This is a genomic window from Amycolatopsis sp. DG1A-15b (genome assembly GCF_030285645.1).
Lineage (GTDB): Bacteria > Actinomycetota > Actinomycetes > Mycobacteriales > Pseudonocardiaceae > Amycolatopsis.
This window is the reverse complement of the sequence record NZ_CP127296.1, coordinates 6,339,732-6,356,448: the sequence shown is the minus strand read 5'-3', so window position 1 is coordinate 6,356,448 and position 16,717 is coordinate 6,339,732. Positions and strand designations below refer to the sequence as shown.

Here is a 16,717-nt window from a genome sequence, read left to right as displayed (position 1 = left end):
GGTTCTCCTCCGTACTACCAGGGGTTGCTTTCGCCGTCGTCCTCTTCCGGCGCTTGCCGGGGACGGCGGCGCGGCTGACCACGCTGTGGCTGCTGCGGACCCGGCTGTGGCCGGTGCTGCGGGGGCGCCGGAGGCTCCTCGGGCGCCTGCCGCGGTGCGGAGGCGCCGCCGGCGTCGGGTTCCGGCTCCGGCAAGAACTCGTCGAGCAGCTCCCGGGCGGCCGAGTTCTCGCCGACCATGCCGCTGAACGCGTCGGCGACCTCGGCCGAGACCTTCTGCTGCGCCCGGCCGATCAGCTGCAGCACCAGGCCGGACAGGGTTTGCGGGGAACGTTCGTACGCGCGGGGTCCGAACCGGAGGTCCTGGAGGACGCCGCTCGGGCCGACGGTCACCGTGACCGCGCCGTCCGGCGACCGCACGGTGGCGACGGCGGACCGGAGCTTCTCCTGAGCCGCTGCGGCTTTCGCCCGGATTTCCTCGAGTTCGACAGTGAACGCGGCCAACGGATCGCCGCCGGAAGGCATTGACTGGGTCAATTCGTCCTCGTCGCGAGAGAAGTCGTGAACGAACGAAGTCAATCAGCGCTCGTTGAACTCCGGATGACGCCGACCGAGCCACCGGCTGAACGCGCCCCCGCTGGACAGCGATAACTATACCGGTATAGTTATCGTCATGGTCGAGATAAAAACGGAGTCCGAGCTGGCGATGATGCGCGAAGCGGGCCGGGTGGTGGCGAACACCCTGCACGCGGTCAAGGAGGCGGCCGCGATCGGCGTCTCGCTGCGTGAGCTGGACGAAGTCGCCGCCCACGTCATCAGCGAAGCCGGCGCGAAACCGTCGTTCCTGCACTACCAGCCGCGGTCGGCGCCGACGCCCTACCCGAACGTCCTCTGCGCCAGCGTCAACGACGTCGTCGTGCACGGCATCCCGACCGCGTACCGCCTCCAGGACGGCGACCTGGTCAGCATCGACTGCGGCGCCATCCTCGACGGCTGGAACGGGGACGCGGCGATCAGCTTCGTCGTCGGCAACGCCGATCCCGCCGACCTCGCGCTCATCGAGGCCACCGAGCGGGCGCTGGCCGCCGGGATCGCCGCCGCCCAGCCGGGTGCGAAGCTCGGCGACATCTCGTCCGCGATCGGCGCCGCCGGCCGCGCACGCGGCCACGGCATGCTCGAGGACCACGGCGGCCACGGGATCGGCCGCGCGATGCACGAAGACCCGCACCTGCCGAACGAGGGCCGCGCGGGTCGCGGGATGCGGCTCAAGCCGGGACTCGCGCTGGCGATCGAGCCGATGCTCACCCGGGGCGGCGACGCCTACCGCTACGCCGACGACGGCTGGTCGATCCTCACCGTGGACGGCAGCCGGGCCGCGCACGTCGAGCACACCATCGCCATCACCGAAGACGGCCCGCGGGTGCTCACCGTGCGGTAGACAAGGGGAATGGACAACATCGTCATCCGTTCGGGTGATTCGGGGGACACGGACACGCTGCTGGGCTTCTTCGACGAAGCCATCGAATGGCTGGTCGCCCGCGGCAGTTCGGGGCAGTGGGGGACCGAACCGTGGAGCCGGGTCCCGAAGCGCGTCGAGGGGGTCAAGGGCATGGCGGCGGACCCGGGCCTGCGGATCGCGGTGGTCGACGGCGAGGCCGCCGGCGCGCTGATCGTCTCGGAGGAGCACGACCGGCACGTGCCCGCGGTCGACGAGCGCGAGCTGTACATCCGGCTGCTCATCACGTCGCGGCGGTTCACCGGGCGGCGCGTCGGCGGGCGCCTCGTCGAGTACGCGCTCGACGAGGCGCGGCGGCGCGGCATCGACCTCGTGCGCGTCGACTGCTGGGCCGGGGGTGACGGCGAACTGCAGCGGTACTACGAGAGCCAGGGGTTCAAGCCGACCGTCCGGTTCAACGTCGGCGAATGGGTCGGGCAGGTGCTGGAGCAGCGCGTGGGGTAGCGCGACGCGGCGGCACGGGTGACACTGTTGACGCGGTGCCAACAGACGAAGGAGTCGCCATGGCCGAGGAACTCGCGGGCAAGGTCGTCGTCATCACCGGCGGCGGGCAGGGGATCGGCGCGGCAACCGCGTCGGCGCTGTCCCGGCTGGGCGCGAAGGTGGTGATCGGCGACCTCGACCAGGTCCGGGCGGAGAAGACGGCCGGCGAGCTGGGTGCCGACGCGCTGCCGCTGGACGTCACCGACATCCGCGGGTTCACCGAGTTCCTCGACGAGGTCGAACGCCGGCACGGCCGGATCGACGTGCTGATCAACAACGCCGGCATCATGCCGCTCGGCAACCTCGATGAGGAGAGCGACGCGACGACCCGGCGTCAGCTGGAGATCAACCTGCACGCCGTCATCCACGGCACGCGCGAGGCGGTGCGGCGGATGCGGCCGCGGCGCGGCGGGCACATCGTCAACGTCGCTTCGTTCGCGGGCAAGGCCGGTTTCCCCGGCGCGGCGACCTACTGCGCGACCAAGCACGCCGTCGTCGGGCTGTCCGAGGCGGTGCACCTGGAGCTGCACGGCAGCGGCGTCCACGTCTCGTGCGTGATGCCGGGCATCGTGCGGACGGAGCTCGCGAGCGGCCTCGGCGAGGCGAAGATGTTCAAGTCCGTGCGGCCGGAAGATGTGGCCGACGCCATCGTATCCGCACTGCGGAAGCCTCGTTTCGACGTTTTCGTGCCCCGCTCGCTGGGCACTATGGGCAAGCTCACGCGGCTGCTGCCGCGGCGGGCGGGTGAAGCGCTCGCCCGGACGTTGAAAGCGGACCGGCTTTTGGCTTCAGCAGCCCATTCCCCGGCCCGCGCGGCGTACGAAGCACGGGCCGCGGAGAGCGGGCCGGGGGTAACTCGGACGGACCAGTGACTGTCCGAATTGGACGTGCTTGCCAGGTGCTCGCGGGTGAGGTGCTGTTGAGTCCGCCCGCCCGGCCCGGCAAGATTGCCTCCGGATCCGCTTTTGGGAGGCGCGAGAAATGGTTTCACCACCCGCACGGCTGGCCGCCGCGGCGTCGAACGTGGTCGGCAAGGTGCTGCACGGCGGCGTCGCCGACCTGCGCCCGATGCCGCGGGTGCTGATCGACCAGGGCCCCAACCGCTCGCTGTACCGCATGACGCACAGCGGCGGGACGGTGTCCGGCCCGCCGATCCTGCTGGTGCCACCGCTGGCCGCGCCGGCGATCTGCTTCGACCTGCGCCGCGGCTGCAGCCTCATCGAGCACCTGATCGAGGGCGGCCGCAACACCTACCTCGTCGACTACGGCATGGTGGCGTTCTCCGACCGGCGCCTGGGCATCGAGCACTGGATCGACGAGGTGCTCCCACGCGCGATCCGGCGCGTGAGTGCGGACGCCGGCGGCCAGGACGTGCACCTGGTGTCGTGGTCGCTCGGCGGGATCTTCTCGCTGCTGGTGAACGCCGACCGCCCGGACCTGCCGATCGCCTCGATCACCGCGATCGGCTCGCCGGTCGACTTCACGGCCATCCCGATCGTGGCGCCGTTCCGCCCGCTGGTGGACCTGACGAACGGCCACCTGCTGACCCCCATCTACCGCGTGTTCGGCGGCGCACCGTCCTATTTGGTCAGCCGCGTGTTCCGCGCGACGGGCATCAGCAAGGAAATCGCCAAGCCGCTGGCGATCCTGTCCCACCTCGACGACCGCGATTACCTGGCCCAGATCGAGGCGGTCGACCACTTCATGAGCAACATGTACGCGTATCCGGGCCGCACGTTCGGCCAGCTGTACCACCGATTGTTCCGCACGAACGACCTGGCGGAGGGCAAGGTGGACCTGAACGGCCGGATCATTTCGCTGTCTTCGGTCCGCGTGCCGACCCTGGTGGTGGCGGGCGAGAACGACACGATCGCGCCAAGGCCCTCGGTGGAGCGCGTGGTGGAGCTGCTGGACAAGGCCCCGGAGGTCCGCTTCAAGACGGCGCCGGGTGGGCACCTGGGCGTCCTGACGGGCCGGAAGGCGCGAGGCACGACGTGGCGCTACCTGGACGAGTTCCTGGACGACCGGATCGCGTCGTCCTGACTCGGTTGCTCAATCGAACAGCATGACGATGTACAAGGCAGCGAAGACGGCGATGACCGCGTAGGCGCCGATACTCGATTTGAGCGCCCTGCTGACCCACGACATCCGGAGATCGCGTGCCTTGCCGTCGATGGTGATCGACACCGGCTTCCCCGCCCCGAACGAACCACCGCGCGCGGCCGTCTTCACCTGGGCGCTGAGGCCTTCCTCCTCCAGTTCCCGGGCCGAGAGGATCCAGTAGGTGAAGTAGTCGAAACCGCGTTTGGTCTGCGCCCACCAGACCAGACACAGCACGAGCCCGGCGACGGGCAGCCCGATGGCGAAGGCGCGGGACACTCGTGCGCTGCCGAGCGTGAGGCCGTAGATGGCCAGTACGATGCTGTTCGCGACCAGGAAAGCGTTGAACTTGGTCCACACCAAGTTCGCCTCCCCGACCCACAACGCGACCGCGGCCTGGTAGCCGACTTGCGCGTCCGTGGGGTTGGCGGGTGGGGTAGCCGATTCGCTCATGACGTCCTCAGGTGGGCGGGGTGCCGGACATCCAAGCCATCGTAAGTTCCCGGTGAATCGCTACATCGGAAGCAACCCGGCCCTCCGCCACACGTCGCCCTGCATCCCGCTACCGGCCGTTGTCACGATCCGGCGTCGGGATGGAGGTCTCCTACGACGGTGCGTAACAGAGATCGAGTCACGACTACCGCGGCCACGCGGACCCGGGGCTTCACGCTCCGGACGTACATGCACCTCGTCTCGTCGAGCCACCAGCGGGCGCGTGAGGCCGTCGACGCGATGTTCGGACGGCCTGCCCTCGACGACGGCCTGGAGGTGGCCTGATCATGAAGGCCCGTCCCCGCCGACGCGAAAGCCGCCCGGTCGCACAGCCCCGAGAAGGGCAAGCGACCGGGCGGATTTCCGTTACATCACAACTACTTCAGCTCAGCCGAAGACTTCCCGAGGATCCGGCGAGCCACGATCAGCTGCTGAATCTGCTGCGTCCCCTCGAAGATATCCAGAATCTTCGCGTCCCGCGCCCACTTCTCGAGCAGCGACTCTTCGCTGTACGCCCCGGTAAGCTCGACGCACTTCAGTGCGATCTCCACCACCGATCGCCCCGCCTTGGCCTTCGCCATGGATGCCTGCAGGGAGTTCGGCTGGCGGTTGTCGGCCATCCACGCCGATTCCAGTGTCAGCAGGTACGCCGACTCGTAGTCCGCTTCCAGGCGGAGGAACTCCGCCGCGGCCGCGTGCTGGCTGTTCGCCGGGCGGTCGTAGTCGATGGTGACACCGGCCGCGGTGAGGATCTCGCGCGTCTCCTCCAGCGCCGCGCGGGCCACGCCGATCGCCATCGCCGCCACCAGGGGCCGGGTGTTGTCGAACGTCTGCATGACGCCCGCGAAACCCTTTTTCGTGTCGATTTCCGGTGTGCCCAGCAGGTTTTCGCGAGGCACGCGGCAGTTCTCGAAGCGCAGTACCGCCGTGTCGGAGGCGCGGATGCCGAGCTTGTGCTCGGTGCGCACCACCTCGAAGCCCGGCGTGCCCTTCTCGACCACGAACGACTTGATCGCCGCGCGGCCCTTGCTCTTGTCCAGCGTCGCCCACACGACCACCGCGTCCGCGCGCTCGCCCGACGTCACGAAGATCTTCTCGCCGTTCAACACGTAGTGGTCGCCGTCGAGACGAGCCGTCGTGCTGACCGCCGCCGAGTCCGACCCGAAGGCGGGCTCGGTGATCGCCATCGCGGCCCACATGCCGGAGAAGCGCTCGAGCTGCTCGTCCGTCGCCACCGAGCCGATCGCCGCGTTGCCGAGGCCCTGGCGCGGCATCGACAGCAGCAGGCCGACGTCACCCCAGCACATCTCGATCGTGCCGAGGACGACGTTCAGGTTGGCGCCGTTGCGATTTCCCTTGGCCGAATCGTCGGAACCGGAGCGGCGTACCCCCGCCGCGCCCGCGCCGCCCTCTCCGGAGGAGTTGAGGCCGTCCAGCAGCGCCGCGAACATGTCCAGCTCGGCCGGGTACGTGTGCTCCGCGCGGTCGTACTTGCGCGAGATCGGCCGGAACACCTCGGCCGCGGCCTGGTACGCCTGGTTGATCAGCGCGCCGGCCTTCTTGGGGACTTCCAGGTTGATCATGACTTGCCTTTCCGAAGCCTAGAGAAGGACGGCGCCTTCCATGACGCCGATGGCCCGCAGGTCCCGGTACCAGCGCTCGACCGGGTGCTCCTTGACGAAGCCGTGCCCGCCGAGCAGCTGCACGCCCGCGTTGCCGATCTGCATGCCCTTGTCCACGGCCAGCTTCCGCGCCAGCGCGACCTCGCGGGCGTAGGACTTGCCCTGCTCGGCCCGCGCCGCGGCGCGCAGCGTCACCAGCCGCAGGCCCTCCAGCTCGATCGCGATGTCGGCGACGGAGAACGCCACCGCCTGCCGGTGGCTGATCGGCTCGCCGAACGCCGTCCGCTCGTTGACGTAGGGGACGACGTAGTCGAGGACGGCCTTCGCGGTGCCGGCGGCCAGCGCCGCCCAGCCGAGCCGCGACAGCCGGACGACCTCGGCGAAGACGTCCGCCTTCCCGCCGCCGAGCAGCGCGCCCGCGGGCAGCGCGACCTGCTCGAGGTGCAGCTTGCCGGTCGCGGCGCCGCGCAGGCCCATCGCCGGCTCGGCCTCGATGGACACCCCGGCGTTCGACGACTCGACGAGGAACAGTGCCGGGCCGCGGCCTTCGAGGTCGGCCGACACGATGAACAGCTCCGCCTGCGTCGCCCGCGGGACCAGCGACTTCACCCCGTCGAGCTGGTAGCCCTTCGGGGTGCGGCGCGCCTTCGTGGCGGGCTTGAAGGGGTCGTAGAGCGCTTTCTGCTCCTGCAGCGCCAGCGCCGCGGCCGGGACGTGCTCGCCGGTGAAGGCGGGCAGGTAGTCGGCCTGCTGCTGCTCGTCGCCCCAGCTGACCAGCGCGGTGCTCACCGCCGACGGCGCGAGCACGGCCACGGCCAGGCCGAGGTCGCCGTGCGCAAGCGCTTCCGCGACGAGCGCGTTGGTCACCACCGAGCGTTCCGTGCCGATGCCGCCGAGCTCCTCGGGGATGCCGACCAGGCTGATGCCCAGCTCGGCGGCCCGGCTCAGCAGTCCCTCGGGCGCCTCGAGCTTGGCGTCGGCGTCGGCGGCGGCCGGCCGCAGCTGCTCGGCGGCGAACTCCGTCACCGTTTCGACGATGAGCTGCTGGTCCTCGGTCGGCGTGAGGTCGAACAGCCCGGTGTCGGCGGTCGGCGCGAGCCGGGCGGGCTTGCCCAGCTTCTGCACCGACTTGAACGACCGGGTCGCCGCGCCGGCGACGCGGAAGCCGTTGCGCGTCCCCGCCGTGACCAGGCCTTCGAGGGGCTTGCGCAGCCCGGCCCGATCGACGACCTTGCTCCCGGCCAGCCGGGTCAGCGCGGACAGGCCCCAGCCCATCGCGTCCCGTTTCCTTGGCGCAGCCATGTGGCCCTCCATCCCGTTACCTACTCGCGAGTAGGTTAACCCGGGAGACGGCGCAGCGCCAGTGCGGGGTCACTTACGCGTGGGCGGTGTGCACTTTCCTGCGCCACTCGGCGAACCGGATGCGCTCGAAAGTGATGAGCCCGAGCACCAGGGCGGCGGCGATCAGCAGCAGGACGGCCGCGGGCACGTGCTCCAGCAGCGGCGTCGCCGCGACCAGCAGCACGCCGAGGACCAGCCGCTGGACGTTCCAGCTGCCGAGGTTGCGCTTGCGGAGGGCACTCAGCGTGATCAGGTAGAGCGCGAGGCCGCCGGTGAGCGTCCAGATCGGCACGCCGTGCAGCGCTTCGCCGGGGGTGTGGTGCTCGGTGTCGGCGATGTAGAGGAACGCCTTCTTCAGGCCGAGGGCGACCAGCACGATCCCGGCGATCAGCGGCAGGTGCAGGAAGGTGTAGGAGTCGGTGGCGAGCTTCGCGCGTTCGACCCCGGTCGCGGTGGTCAGGCGGTGCTCGGACACGCGCGCGACGACGTCGAAGTACGTCCACCACATCCCGGCGGCCAGCGTCAGCCCGCACACGGCCGCGCCGGCGACCAGCCACGACATCGGCAGCGCCCCGATCCCGATGCCGATCGCGACGATCGACTCGCCGAGCGCGATGATCACGATGAGCCCGAACCGCTCGGCGAAGTGCGCGGGAGCGTTCAGCCGCCACCCGTCCGGCCCGGCGAGGTAGACGTTGAGGTAATCGATTCCCAATGCCACCACCCACAACCCCAGCTGCCAAGGCCCGCTGAGGAACGCGGCGACGGCCAGCAGCCCGACACTCGGCAGCAACCCGACGAACATCTTGAGCAGTACCCGCCGGAGCCCGGGGTCGTGCTTCGCGGCACCGAGGTAGGCCACGAGGTGCAGCAGCCGCACGAGCGCGTAGCAGGCCACGAACAGCGCGGGGGTGAACAACCCGCCGGGATGGTCGGCAAAGGCTTCCGGGATGGTCAGCGACACCAGGAACATGGCGGCCATGGCCCCGAACATCGCCAGCCGCGCGATCCCGTGGTCGACGTGGATGGTGGTGGCGAGCCAGGCATAACTGCACCAGCACCACCACAGTACGGCGAGCATGGCCACCCCCTGCCCGACGCCGGCAGGGCTCAGGTGGTCGGCCATCAGCTGGGTGACCTGGGTGATGGCGTAGACGAAGACCAGGTCGAAGAAGAGTTCGATGGTGGAGACGCGGTGGTCCTCATCCGCGCTCACCAGCTGCAGGCGTCTCGTGGGCACGCCGAATTATGGACGAAACAAGGTCAAGAAGGTCCGGTTTCGGCGTAACGCCCTGCGCGAACATGGCCGAGTGTGCATGGGTCTGGGACAATGAGCGACGGGACGTGGGGAGGTGGGCCATGCATCCGGCTGCGCACCACAAGACGATCATGGCCGTCGACATCGCCGGCTACAACGACCCGAGCCGGACCATGGCCCACCTGCGGGAGGTGCACGAGGGCCTGTGGCAGGTCCTGCGCACGACGTTCGCGGAAACGGGTATCCCGTGGGACGTCTGCTTCGTCGAGAACACCGGCGACGGTGCGATGATCCTGCTGCCGCCGGAGATCGCGAAAGCGGACCTGGTGGCCCAGTTCCCCAGTCGCATGCACGACGAGCTGCGCCGCTACAACCACGTGCACGCAGCGGAGGCCCAGGTCCGGCTCCGGATGGCCGTGCACGCCGGCGAGGTGGCCCAGGGCAGCCACGGCTCGATCAGCCAGGCCGTGAGCTTCACGTTCCGCATCCTCGACGCACCGGAAGCCAAGGCGGCGCAGAAGGAGGCGCAAGCCGACCTGGCGTTGATCACCTCGGATCTGCTCTACCAGGACGTCGTCCGCCAGGATCCGGCCGCCGATCCGAAGGCGTTTCGACAGATCCCGGTGAAGGTCAAGGTCGGGGAGAACGCCGCGTGGGCGTGGCTGCGCCTGCTCGGAACGGTGAACGGTGTGCCAGTTCCCGCCTCGGAGACGGCGAAGCATGCCACCTTCCCCGCCTTGGTCGACGCTTTGCTCGCGGTGCCCTGTGTGCGGAAGTCGGAAAGCCGCCAGTTGCTGCTGGAGCTGTTCTCCCGCCGGGAAATCGCCGATGTGGTTCCGTACCACGGAGAAGATCGGCTGCACGTGATTGCGCTCGCGAGGACCTGTCAGCGTTTTGCCGGAGGATTGGCCGATCTGCTCGACGCGATCCGGATGATCGAACCGGAATCGCCGCAGGTCGAAGCGCTCGCCAAGGTCATCGGCCGCTGGCCGGGCGAGCGGTCGCGCTGACGCTTGTCCACCTTTTGCCCCTTTTCCGGGCCGGTGCGCTCGGTAGACTCACGATTCCCGAGCCTCGCGCGAGCCCCGGGGGAGGTGGTTCGTCAGGTGTCGGCCGGTGAACGGGCTTTCAGGCCCGGACGTGAGTTCCGTTCCTGGCCGGGCACGACGATCGCGGTCCGGGAAGCGATCGTGAACGTCCTCGCTGCAGCCGGTCTCGCCATCGATCCCGCCGGTCGCACGCTGTTGCTCGACCTGATCCACGACAATCTCGGCTTTCCGCTCACGATTCCGGAACAGGTGGCCGGCCGCGATCACCTCATCGAAGTGGTGAACGCCTGTGCCAAGGTCGACGACGGGATGAACGCACTTGCCGACGCCATCCGCATGATGCGGCCGGATTCCCCGGAGTCGGACCAGGTGCGCCGGCTGGTGCACCAGCCTCGCATGCACGACCTCCTGCCGGATGCGGAACTGCTGTGGCTGCGCTCGATGTTGTACGGTCTGGTCCCGCCGCGACTGAGCTCGGCGGTCCGCCAGGCGGCCGCGCCCGGCTCGCCGCCACCCGGGATCCGTGACGCGTGGGACGCCTTCTGCGCCCTCTCCGACTTCAACACCCCGGTCAGCGGTTTGCCGCCGGCGCTGGCATTCGTCGAGCACATCGCCGCGAAATGCGCCCGAGGGCTGGCCGGTGAACTGCGGACGTGGAACGAACGGCAAGCGCGCCGCCTCCAGGCCGAAGCCGCTCTGCGGGAACTGCGGACGGAACCGCAACCGGACTCCCCCGCCAGCTCGCGGCTGCACTTGATGATCGTGGTCCAGCCCGACGGCATCGACCCCGGACGGCACCTGGTTTCCTTTTGGCGCCAGGATGTTCCCGGAGAATGGCCACCCGCGCGGGGCGGCCTCGATACGGTGGCCGGTGACCAGCTCGAATACCACGTCGACACGCTCGTCGTCGACGCCGAAAAGGCGTGGGCGGAGTACCGCGGTGAAGTCGCGATCGAATTCGTGCTGCCGAGATCGCTGCTGCACCTGCCGGTGCACCTGTGGTGCAAGGAGCACGAGACCGGGGATCCGCGCCCGCTGTTCCTGGATTATCCGATTGTGGTGCGCTCGCTTGAGCGAATGCGGTCGCCGCAGTGGCATCGCGCCTGGCGAACGCGGTGGGACGCAATGATGAACGATCCTTCGGCCGAACGGGTGTATTTCTGCAGCGCCGATGACACCGGCGAACGGCACTTGCTCGACGCGATCCTCAGCGAGGACCAATGGGTCCTCATGGTGCTCGCGGCAGCCCCTCCATTGCGGCCGCGGCCAGGGGAAGACGAGCTTGCGGCCGGATTGCGGTCCGGGCTCCCGGCATTACTATGGCACCCCGAGGCTTCGTTGGATCTCTTGCGAGAGGTGGTCACGTGGCTCGTCGACGGCGGTGGTCTCACGGATCTTCCGGCCCGGGTGCAGAAATCACGGCGTGCCGCATTCCGGAAATCGACCGTTCCGGTGGGGTTGAGCGTGCTCCGCAATCTCGTCATCCTTTGGGACGATCCGGCGCGGCTGGTTTTCCTCGACAGTTCGCCGTTCCGGCCCGGTCCGCTACCGGGGAGTGCCGATGAGCGAGGCCGGGCCTCCTGACACCCCGCCGGGCTGGTGGATCTACCGCGGTACCGGCGTTCCGGCGCCCGAGCGAACCGGCCTCCTCCCGCCGCCGCCACCGTGGCGGGAGTTCGACGGCGGACCCCTCCTCGACGACGTACCGGTCCCGCCCGATGACGGCGAGATGAGGCGGCGGTTGGGCGCGGCCAGCATCGAATCCGTGCCCCGGGCTGACGTGCACGAAGTCGATATGGTCAACGCGGCGCTCTACCTCCGCCGTCCCCTTCTCGTGACTGGACGGCCCGGAAGCGGGAAGTCGAGTCTGGCCTTCCGGATTGCGCGAGAACTCGGGCTGGGCCGCGTGCTCCAGTGGCCCATCACTTCGCACACGACCGTGAAGATCGGGCAGTACGGCTACGACGCGATCGGCCGGGCCCAGGCCGCCGGTGCCCGATCGGCCATGGCCGGCGGTGCGCCCGGCGAGCCGGTGGAACCCCCGATCGGCGACTTCGTCCGGCTGGGCGAACTGGGTACGGCGTTCCTGCCCCGCCGTCGGCCCCGCGTCCTGCTGATCGACGAACTGGACAAGTCCGAAGCCGACCTGCCCAACGACTTGCTCAGCCTGTTCGAAGACGGCGAGTTCGAGATCCCGGAGCTGGTCCGGATGGCGCGGCGGACACCGGTGGTCGAGGTCTTCACCGCTGATCCCGACTCGACGGCGCAGGTTGTCGGCGGCCGGATCCGCTGCCACGCGTTTCCGGTCGTCGTGATCACCAGCAACGGCGAACGGGACTTCCCGCCCGCTTTCCTGCGCCGCTGCCTGCGCTACGAAACCAAGGACCCGGATGTCGGCCAGCTGGTCGCGATGGTCGCCGCGCACATGCTCGACCCGGCCGATGAGCACCGGTCGCGGATCATCGAGGAGTTCGTCAGCCGCAGCGAGGCGTTCGGGGGACTGCCCGTCGACAAGCTGCTGGAGGCCGTCTATCTCGCCACCTCCGGGGCATACCGCGAAGACGCTTCCTGGCCGAGGCTGGTCGACGCACTGTGGCGGCAACTGAGCTCGTTGGCCTCCTGACGTGCCGCCGGAGCCTCCCGAACCCGCCGTCGCCAAGCTGAGTTGGAGCGAGGTGGGCGACGCGGTCTGGCTCGCGATGGCGATCGGGGATTCCGCGCCGCGCGCGCACCCCGAGTTCGACGAGCCCGAGGAGGCGGCTGTTCGGGAAGATGCGGACGGTGATGCACCCGAACCGCCTGAAGAACCGGCCGGCCCGACGACGCCGCCATTCGGCTTGGGATCCGAGCTTCTGGTCAAGGCGCTGGTCAAGAGCGCGGACATCGCCGGAGCCGGGAACGCGGCTGGGACACAGGCACCGTCGCGTTTCTTGCCGGAGGCGGCCGCGATCGTCCGGGCACTCCGTCCGTTGAAGCTGGTTCGTCCCTCGCGCGCCGACGACGACGCGGTGCTGGACGAAGACCTGACTGCGGAACAGGCGGTAGAGGACCAGCTCTGGCTGCCGCGCACGAAACCCGCCATGGTCCGCGGATTGGACCTGACCGTCGTAGTCGACTCGAGCCCGTCAATGGCACTGTGGCAGCCCACTGTCGCGGCCTTCCTCACGCTGCTGCGTCGGCTCGGTGCGTTCCGCGCCATTCAGATCCGGCTGCTGGAGACGGACAAGCGGACCGGCGAAGGCGTGTCGGGACCGGTGCTGCGGGGCGGCACGCCGGGCGCGCCGGAACGCCAGCCGGCCGAACTGCTCGATCCGTCCGGGCACCGGCTGCTGCTCGTGCTGACGGACGGAATGGGCGAATCCTGGCGCGAAGACGTCGTCTCCCCGCTGTTGGCGCAGTGGGGCCGGACGATGCCGGTGGCTGTCGTCCACATGCTGCCGCAACGGCTCTGGGGCCGGGCGGGTCCGCAGTTGCACCAAGCCAGGCTGACGACGCCCGGGCCATTCCGACCTAACCGCCGCTACGGGCTCGAGCTGCCCGACTCCTGGCTGACGGGCGAGGACCCGAAGACGGCGGGAGCCGGCGCCGTGCCGATCCCGGTCGTCGAACTGGATCCGCGCTGGCTTTCCTGGTGGGTGCGGATGATCGGTCGCGCCCAGCCGGAACCCGCGCAGGCGGTCGTCATGCTGGCGCGTACCCAGCCCGAGCCCGTGGAGCCGTGGGAAGAACTGCAGGGACCGGAACTGTCGGCGGGCGACCGCGTCAAGCACTTCCACGGCGTCGCGTCGCCGTCGGCGTTCCGGCTGGCGACCTTGCTGGCGGCGGTGCCGGTGAGCCTGCCCATCGCGCGGTTCGTCCAGGCCGAGCTCGTGCCCGAGGCGGCCACCGCCGACCTGGCGGAGGTGTTCGGTAGCGGTCTGCTCGACGTGCCGCCGGCCTCCGGCACCGGCCGCCACTGGGACGACATAGTCTACGAATTCCCCCTTCCGGTACGGGAGGCGTTGCTGGCCGCGGGCCGGCGATCGGACACGGCCCGGGTGGTGGTCACCACCACCCGGCACTTCGGTGACCGCCACCCGGTCCTGCTGCGAGTCGCCGAAGCGCTGGACGATCCCCAGGGCGCGCCGCTGCCCGAGGCGGACGCTGACCACCTGCCGGAAGCGGCGCTGGAACGCGCGGTGATGCGAGCGCTGTCCGGTCCGTACGCCGAACGAGCGGATCGCTTGTTGCGGTGGGAGTCCGAGCTGGCCGCGCCGACCGGCGCCGGAGCCGGCGTCCCGCCCGTGATCACCACCGAAACTCTCGTCGCCGACGTCCACGACGAGGCGGCAGATTCCCTGCAGCGCGTCCGCCAATTCACCACCGACGCGCCGACTGTCTGGGGTGCCGTGCCGGCGCGGAACCCGGACTTCACCGGCCGGCACCGGTTGCTCGAGAACCTGGCCGAAGGTCTGCGCAACGGTGGTCGCGCCGTGCTCCACGGCACCGGCGGACTCGGCAAAACCCAGGTGGCCACGGAGTACGTCTACCGGCACCTGGGCCGGTACGACCTGGTGTGGTGGGTCAGAGCCGCGCAGGAGACCCAGATCCGGGCGTCGCTTACCGAACTGGCCCGCCAGCTCCGGCTGGCCGGAGCCGCTGAGGCGGTCACCGCGGTGCCAGCCGTTCTCGAAGCCCTGCGAGCGGGCGAGCCCTACCGACGTTGGCTGCTGGTGTTCGACTCGGCCGACGACCCTGATCCGGCGCTACCGCTCCTGCCCACCGAGGGCCCGGGCGAGATACTCGTGACGACGAGGAACCCCGAGTGGTCGGACGTCTTCCCGCAGCTGCTCGAGGTGGAACCGTTCACCCGTGAGGAAAGCAAGGAACTGCTCAGCCTCCACGACCCGCAGCTCGGCCCGGAGCAAGCCGACCAGCTGGCGGCGCGGCTCGGTGACCTGCCGTTGGCGCTGGCCCAGGCCGCCGCGTTGAGGACCGAGATCGCCATGCCGGTGGGTGAATACCTGCGGCGATTCGACGACAAAACCGCGGAGATTCTCGCCACTTCGGCACCTACCGAGTACGAAGTGCCCATCGCCGCGGCCTGGAACGTGTCGTTCGACGAGCTCGGGACGCGCAACCGCGCCGCCCACCAGCTGTTGCAGGTGTGCGCGTTCTTCGCTCCGGAACCGATCTCCCGAAGCATCTTCGCTGGAGTCCGGCGGCTGTCCATCGCCCCCGAGCTCGACGCTGCCATGTGTGACCCCACCCAGCTCGACCAGGCTCTGCGGGACATCAACCGGTGGGGGTTGGCCAAAGTCGACCACCGGTCCGACACTCTCCAGCTGCACTGGCTGGTCCAGCTGGTGCTGCGCAACCGCATGAGCGAAGTGCACCGCCGGGACGTCCAGCACAGCGCCCACCTGCTGCTCGCCAACCGCGATCCCGGTGACCCGGCCTCGGCTCGCCTGTGGCCGCAGTACCACACGGTGCTGCCGCACATCTACGCTGCGGACCTCATCGACTGCGATGACGACTGGGTGCGGGAACTCGTCATCAACCTCATGAAATTCCTCCACTTCTGGGGTGACCACACCGGCGCGACCCTGCTCGCCCAGCGAGTCGCCGCCACGTGGACCGACCGCTTCGGGGAAGCCGACCCATTGACATTGGAGGCGTCCGAGCGGCTCGGCTTCTTCCTGTGGGTCCTCGGCCGGTACGAAGAGGCGGAGGCGATCAACAACCGCACCCTCCGCCTTTACCAGGAAAAGGAGACCGGCGGGCAGCGGTCGGAACAGACCTTGAACGCCCAGCTGTCGGTGGCCGTCGTGCTGAAGGCCCGCGGGGACTTCGCCGGGGCGCGAGAGCTGAATCTGGCGACCTACCACGAAGCCGTCGCGATCCTCGGCACCAATGAGCCCAAGACCCTGACCGCCGCGCACGACCTGGTGGTTTCCTTGCTTCTCACCGGGGAGTACGACGAGGCGCGGCGGATCGGGGAGGACACCTACGCGCGGTGCGCGGACATCCTGGGCCCGGACAACGCGGCCACCATCAGCACGCTCAACATCTTGGCGATCTGCCGTCGCGAAATCGGCGACTACGCCCTCGCGCGGCTGGAACTGCAGAAGATCGTGGAGCGGGTCCGCCGCCTCTTCCGCGACGACAATGCCGGCGTCGTCCGGCGGGAGTACCACCTCGCCGTCGCGTTGCGAAAGGACGGTGAACACACCGCGGCGCTGGCGCTGTCGCGTAGCACGCTGGAGCGGTTCCGTTCCCGCTACGGACTCAGCCACCCCAATACGTTGCCCTGCGCGCTGGCACATTCGATCGACCTGCGGTACGCCGGGGAGCTCGAGGCGGCCAGGAGCCTCGGGCAGCAGGCGGTCGACCTGTACCGGAGCAGCCTCGGCGCACGGCACCCCCACACACTGGTGTCGGAAATCGACCTCGGCGTGACACTCCGGTTGCTCGGCGACTTCTCGCGGGCGCGGAAGCGGGACGCCGAAGCGTTCCGCAACCTGCGCAAGGTCCTCGGCGCCGATCATCCGCACACGGTCGCGGCGGCGATCGACCTCGCGAACGACGAAGCCCTCTTCGGCTCACCTCGCGCAGCGGCCGAGCGGCTCTTGGTGCGGGACACCGAAAGCCTGGCGCGCGCCCGCCGCACGCTCGGCGAGGACCACCCGACCACCTTGGCGGCGCAGCTCAACCGAGCGCTCGACCTGCGCTGGGTGGGCCGGGAACGCGAAGCCGCCTTGCAGCAGCAGGACGTCGTAGCGCGCTACCGGCGAGTGCTCAGAGGCGATCACCCCATGACGGTCGCCGCCGAGCAGGGCTCGCGGGCGGTGTGCGATATCGACCCGACACCGCTGTGA

The 16,717-nt window shown here is 69.5% G+C and carries 14 protein-coding genes; 9 read left to right on the top strand and 5 right to left on the bottom strand.

Going from position 1 to position 16,717, the window contains the following annotated elements; all coding sequences use genetic code 11:
* Positions 1-14 precede the first annotated feature (14 nt).
* The gene (locus tag QRY02_RS29130; protein WP_285986029.1) at positions 15-536 is read right to left on the bottom strand and encodes a YbaB/EbfC family nucleoid-associated protein; all 522 of its coding nucleotides are present in this window, start codon (positions 534-536) and stop codon (positions 15-17) included.
* A gap of 136 nt (positions 537-672) precedes the next feature.
* Between QRY02_RS29130 and map the strand changes: the two genes are divergently transcribed.
* The 4 genes from map to QRY02_RS29110 all read left to right on the top strand — a co-directional run bounded on the left by map (position 673) and on the right by QRY02_RS29110 (position 4,041).
* A complete protein-coding gene (map, locus tag QRY02_RS29125; protein WP_285986028.1) occupies positions 673-1,437 on the top strand; it encodes a type I methionyl aminopeptidase in 765 nt (254 codons plus the stop codon).
* A 9-nt stretch (positions 1,438-1,446) separates the two neighbouring features.
* Positions 1,447-1,959: a GNAT family N-acetyltransferase gene (locus QRY02_RS29120; RefSeq protein WP_285986027.1), complete on the top strand. Its 513-nt coding sequence runs from the start codon at positions 1,447-1,449 to the stop codon at positions 1,957-1,959.
* Positions 1,960-2,018: 59 nt separating this feature from the next.
* The gene (locus QRY02_RS29115) at positions 2,019-2,870 is read left to right on the top strand and encodes an SDR family oxidoreductase (protein WP_285986026.1); all 852 of its coding nucleotides are present in this window, start codon (positions 2,019-2,021) and stop codon (positions 2,868-2,870) included.
* A gap of 109 nt (positions 2,871-2,979) precedes the next feature.
* Complete coding sequence (locus QRY02_RS29110; RefSeq protein ID WP_285986025.1) at positions 2,980-4,041, top strand: polyhydroxyalkanoate synthase family protein; 1,062 nt, start codon at positions 2,980-2,982, stop codon at positions 4,039-4,041.
* A 9-nt stretch (positions 4,042-4,050) separates the two neighbouring features.
* Here QRY02_RS29110 and QRY02_RS29105 read toward each other — a convergent pair whose 3' ends face one another.
* Positions 4,051-4,551, bottom strand: a complete 501-nt coding sequence (locus QRY02_RS29105) for a RipA family octameric membrane protein (RefSeq protein WP_285986024.1) — start codon at positions 4,549-4,551, stop codon at positions 4,051-4,053.
* A 159-nt stretch (positions 4,552-4,710) separates the two neighbouring features.
* Here QRY02_RS29105 and QRY02_RS29100 point away from each other — a divergent pair, with 159 nt between their 5' ends.
* Entirely contained in the window at positions 4,711-4,875 is a 165-nt protein-coding gene (locus QRY02_RS29100) for a hypothetical protein (RefSeq protein WP_285986023.1), read from the top strand.
* 92 nt (positions 4,876-4,967) lie between these two features.
* Here QRY02_RS29100 and QRY02_RS29095 read toward each other — a convergent pair whose 3' ends face one another.
* The 3 genes from QRY02_RS29095 to QRY02_RS29085 form a co-directional block, all read right to left on the bottom strand.
* A complete protein-coding gene (locus tag QRY02_RS29095) occupies positions 4,968-6,173 on the bottom strand; it encodes an acyl-CoA dehydrogenase family protein (protein WP_285986022.1) in 1,206 nt (401 codons plus the stop codon).
* 18 nt (positions 6,174-6,191) lie between these two features.
* Positions 6,192-7,487 carry an acyl-CoA dehydrogenase family protein gene (locus tag QRY02_RS29090; protein WP_285993943.1) on the bottom strand — a complete coding sequence of 432 codons (1,296 nt, stop codon included), beginning with the start codon at positions 7,485-7,487 and terminating at the stop codon, positions 6,192-6,194.
* 100 nt (positions 7,488-7,587) lie between these two features.
* The gene (locus QRY02_RS29085; RefSeq protein WP_285986021.1) at positions 7,588-8,793 is read right to left on the bottom strand and encodes a low temperature requirement protein A; all 1,206 of its coding nucleotides are present in this window, start codon (positions 8,791-8,793) and stop codon (positions 7,588-7,590) included.
* 8 nt (positions 8,794-8,801) lie between these two features.
* Between QRY02_RS29085 and QRY02_RS29080 the strand changes: the two genes are divergently transcribed.
* The 4 genes from QRY02_RS29080 to fxsT all read left to right on the top strand — a co-directional run bounded on the left by QRY02_RS29080 (position 8,802) and on the right by fxsT (position 16,717).
* Positions 8,802-9,821, top strand: a complete 1,020-nt coding sequence (locus QRY02_RS29080) for an effector-associated domain 2-containing protein (RefSeq protein WP_285986020.1) — start codon at positions 8,802-8,804, stop codon at positions 9,819-9,821.
* A gap of 96 nt (positions 9,822-9,917) precedes the next feature.
* Positions 9,918-11,444 (top strand): VMAP-C domain-containing protein, encoded by a 1,527-nt coding sequence (locus QRY02_RS29075; RefSeq protein ID WP_285986019.1) that lies wholly within the window; start codon positions 9,918-9,920, stop codon positions 11,442-11,444.
* Complete coding sequence (locus QRY02_RS29070) at positions 11,422-12,483, top strand: AAA family ATPase (RefSeq protein ID WP_285986018.1); 1,062 nt, start codon at positions 11,422-11,424, stop codon at positions 12,481-12,483. Before QRY02_RS29075 ends, QRY02_RS29070 begins: the two co-directional genes overlap by 23 nt.
* A gap of 1 nt (position 12,484) precedes the next feature.
* Positions 12,485-16,717, top strand: a complete 4,233-nt coding sequence (fxsT, locus tag QRY02_RS29065; RefSeq protein WP_285986017.1) for an FxSxx-COOH system tetratricopeptide repeat protein — start codon at positions 12,485-12,487, stop codon at positions 16,715-16,717.

Excerpts from the sequence above, each read along its gene's own strand:
- QRY02_RS29105 (WP_285986024.1), bottom strand. The coding sequence starts at position 4,551 with ATGAGCGAATCGGCTACCCCACCCGCCAACCCCACGGACGCGCAAGTC.
- QRY02_RS29095 (WP_285986022.1), bottom strand. The coding sequence starts at position 6,173 with ATGATCAACCTGGAAGTCCCCAAGAAGGCCGGCGCGCTGATCAACCAG.
- QRY02_RS29115 (WP_285986026.1), top strand. The coding sequence starts at position 2,019 with ATGGCCGAGGAACTCGCGGGCAAGGTCGTCGTCATCACCGGCGGCGGG.
- QRY02_RS29080 (WP_285986020.1), top strand. The coding sequence starts at position 8,802 with ATGGACGAAACAAGGTCAAGAAGGTCCGGTTTCGGCGTAACGCCCTGC.
- QRY02_RS29110 (WP_285986025.1), top strand. The coding sequence starts at position 2,980 with ATGGTTTCACCACCCGCACGGCTGGCCGCCGCGGCGTCGAACGTGGTC.
- QRY02_RS29090 (WP_285993943.1), bottom strand. The coding sequence starts at position 7,487 with ATGGGCTGGGGCCTGTCCGCGCTGACCCGGCTGGCCGGGAGCAAGGTC.
- QRY02_RS29070 (WP_285986018.1), top strand. The coding sequence starts at position 11,422 with ATGAGCGAGGCCGGGCCTCCTGACACCCCGCCGGGCTGGTGGATCTAC.
- QRY02_RS29120 (WP_285986027.1), top strand. The coding sequence starts at position 1,447 with ATGGACAACATCGTCATCCGTTCGGGTGATTCGGGGGACACGGACACG.
- map (WP_285986028.1), top strand. The coding sequence starts at position 673 with ATGGTCGAGATAAAAACGGAGTCCGAGCTGGCGATGATGCGCGAAGCG.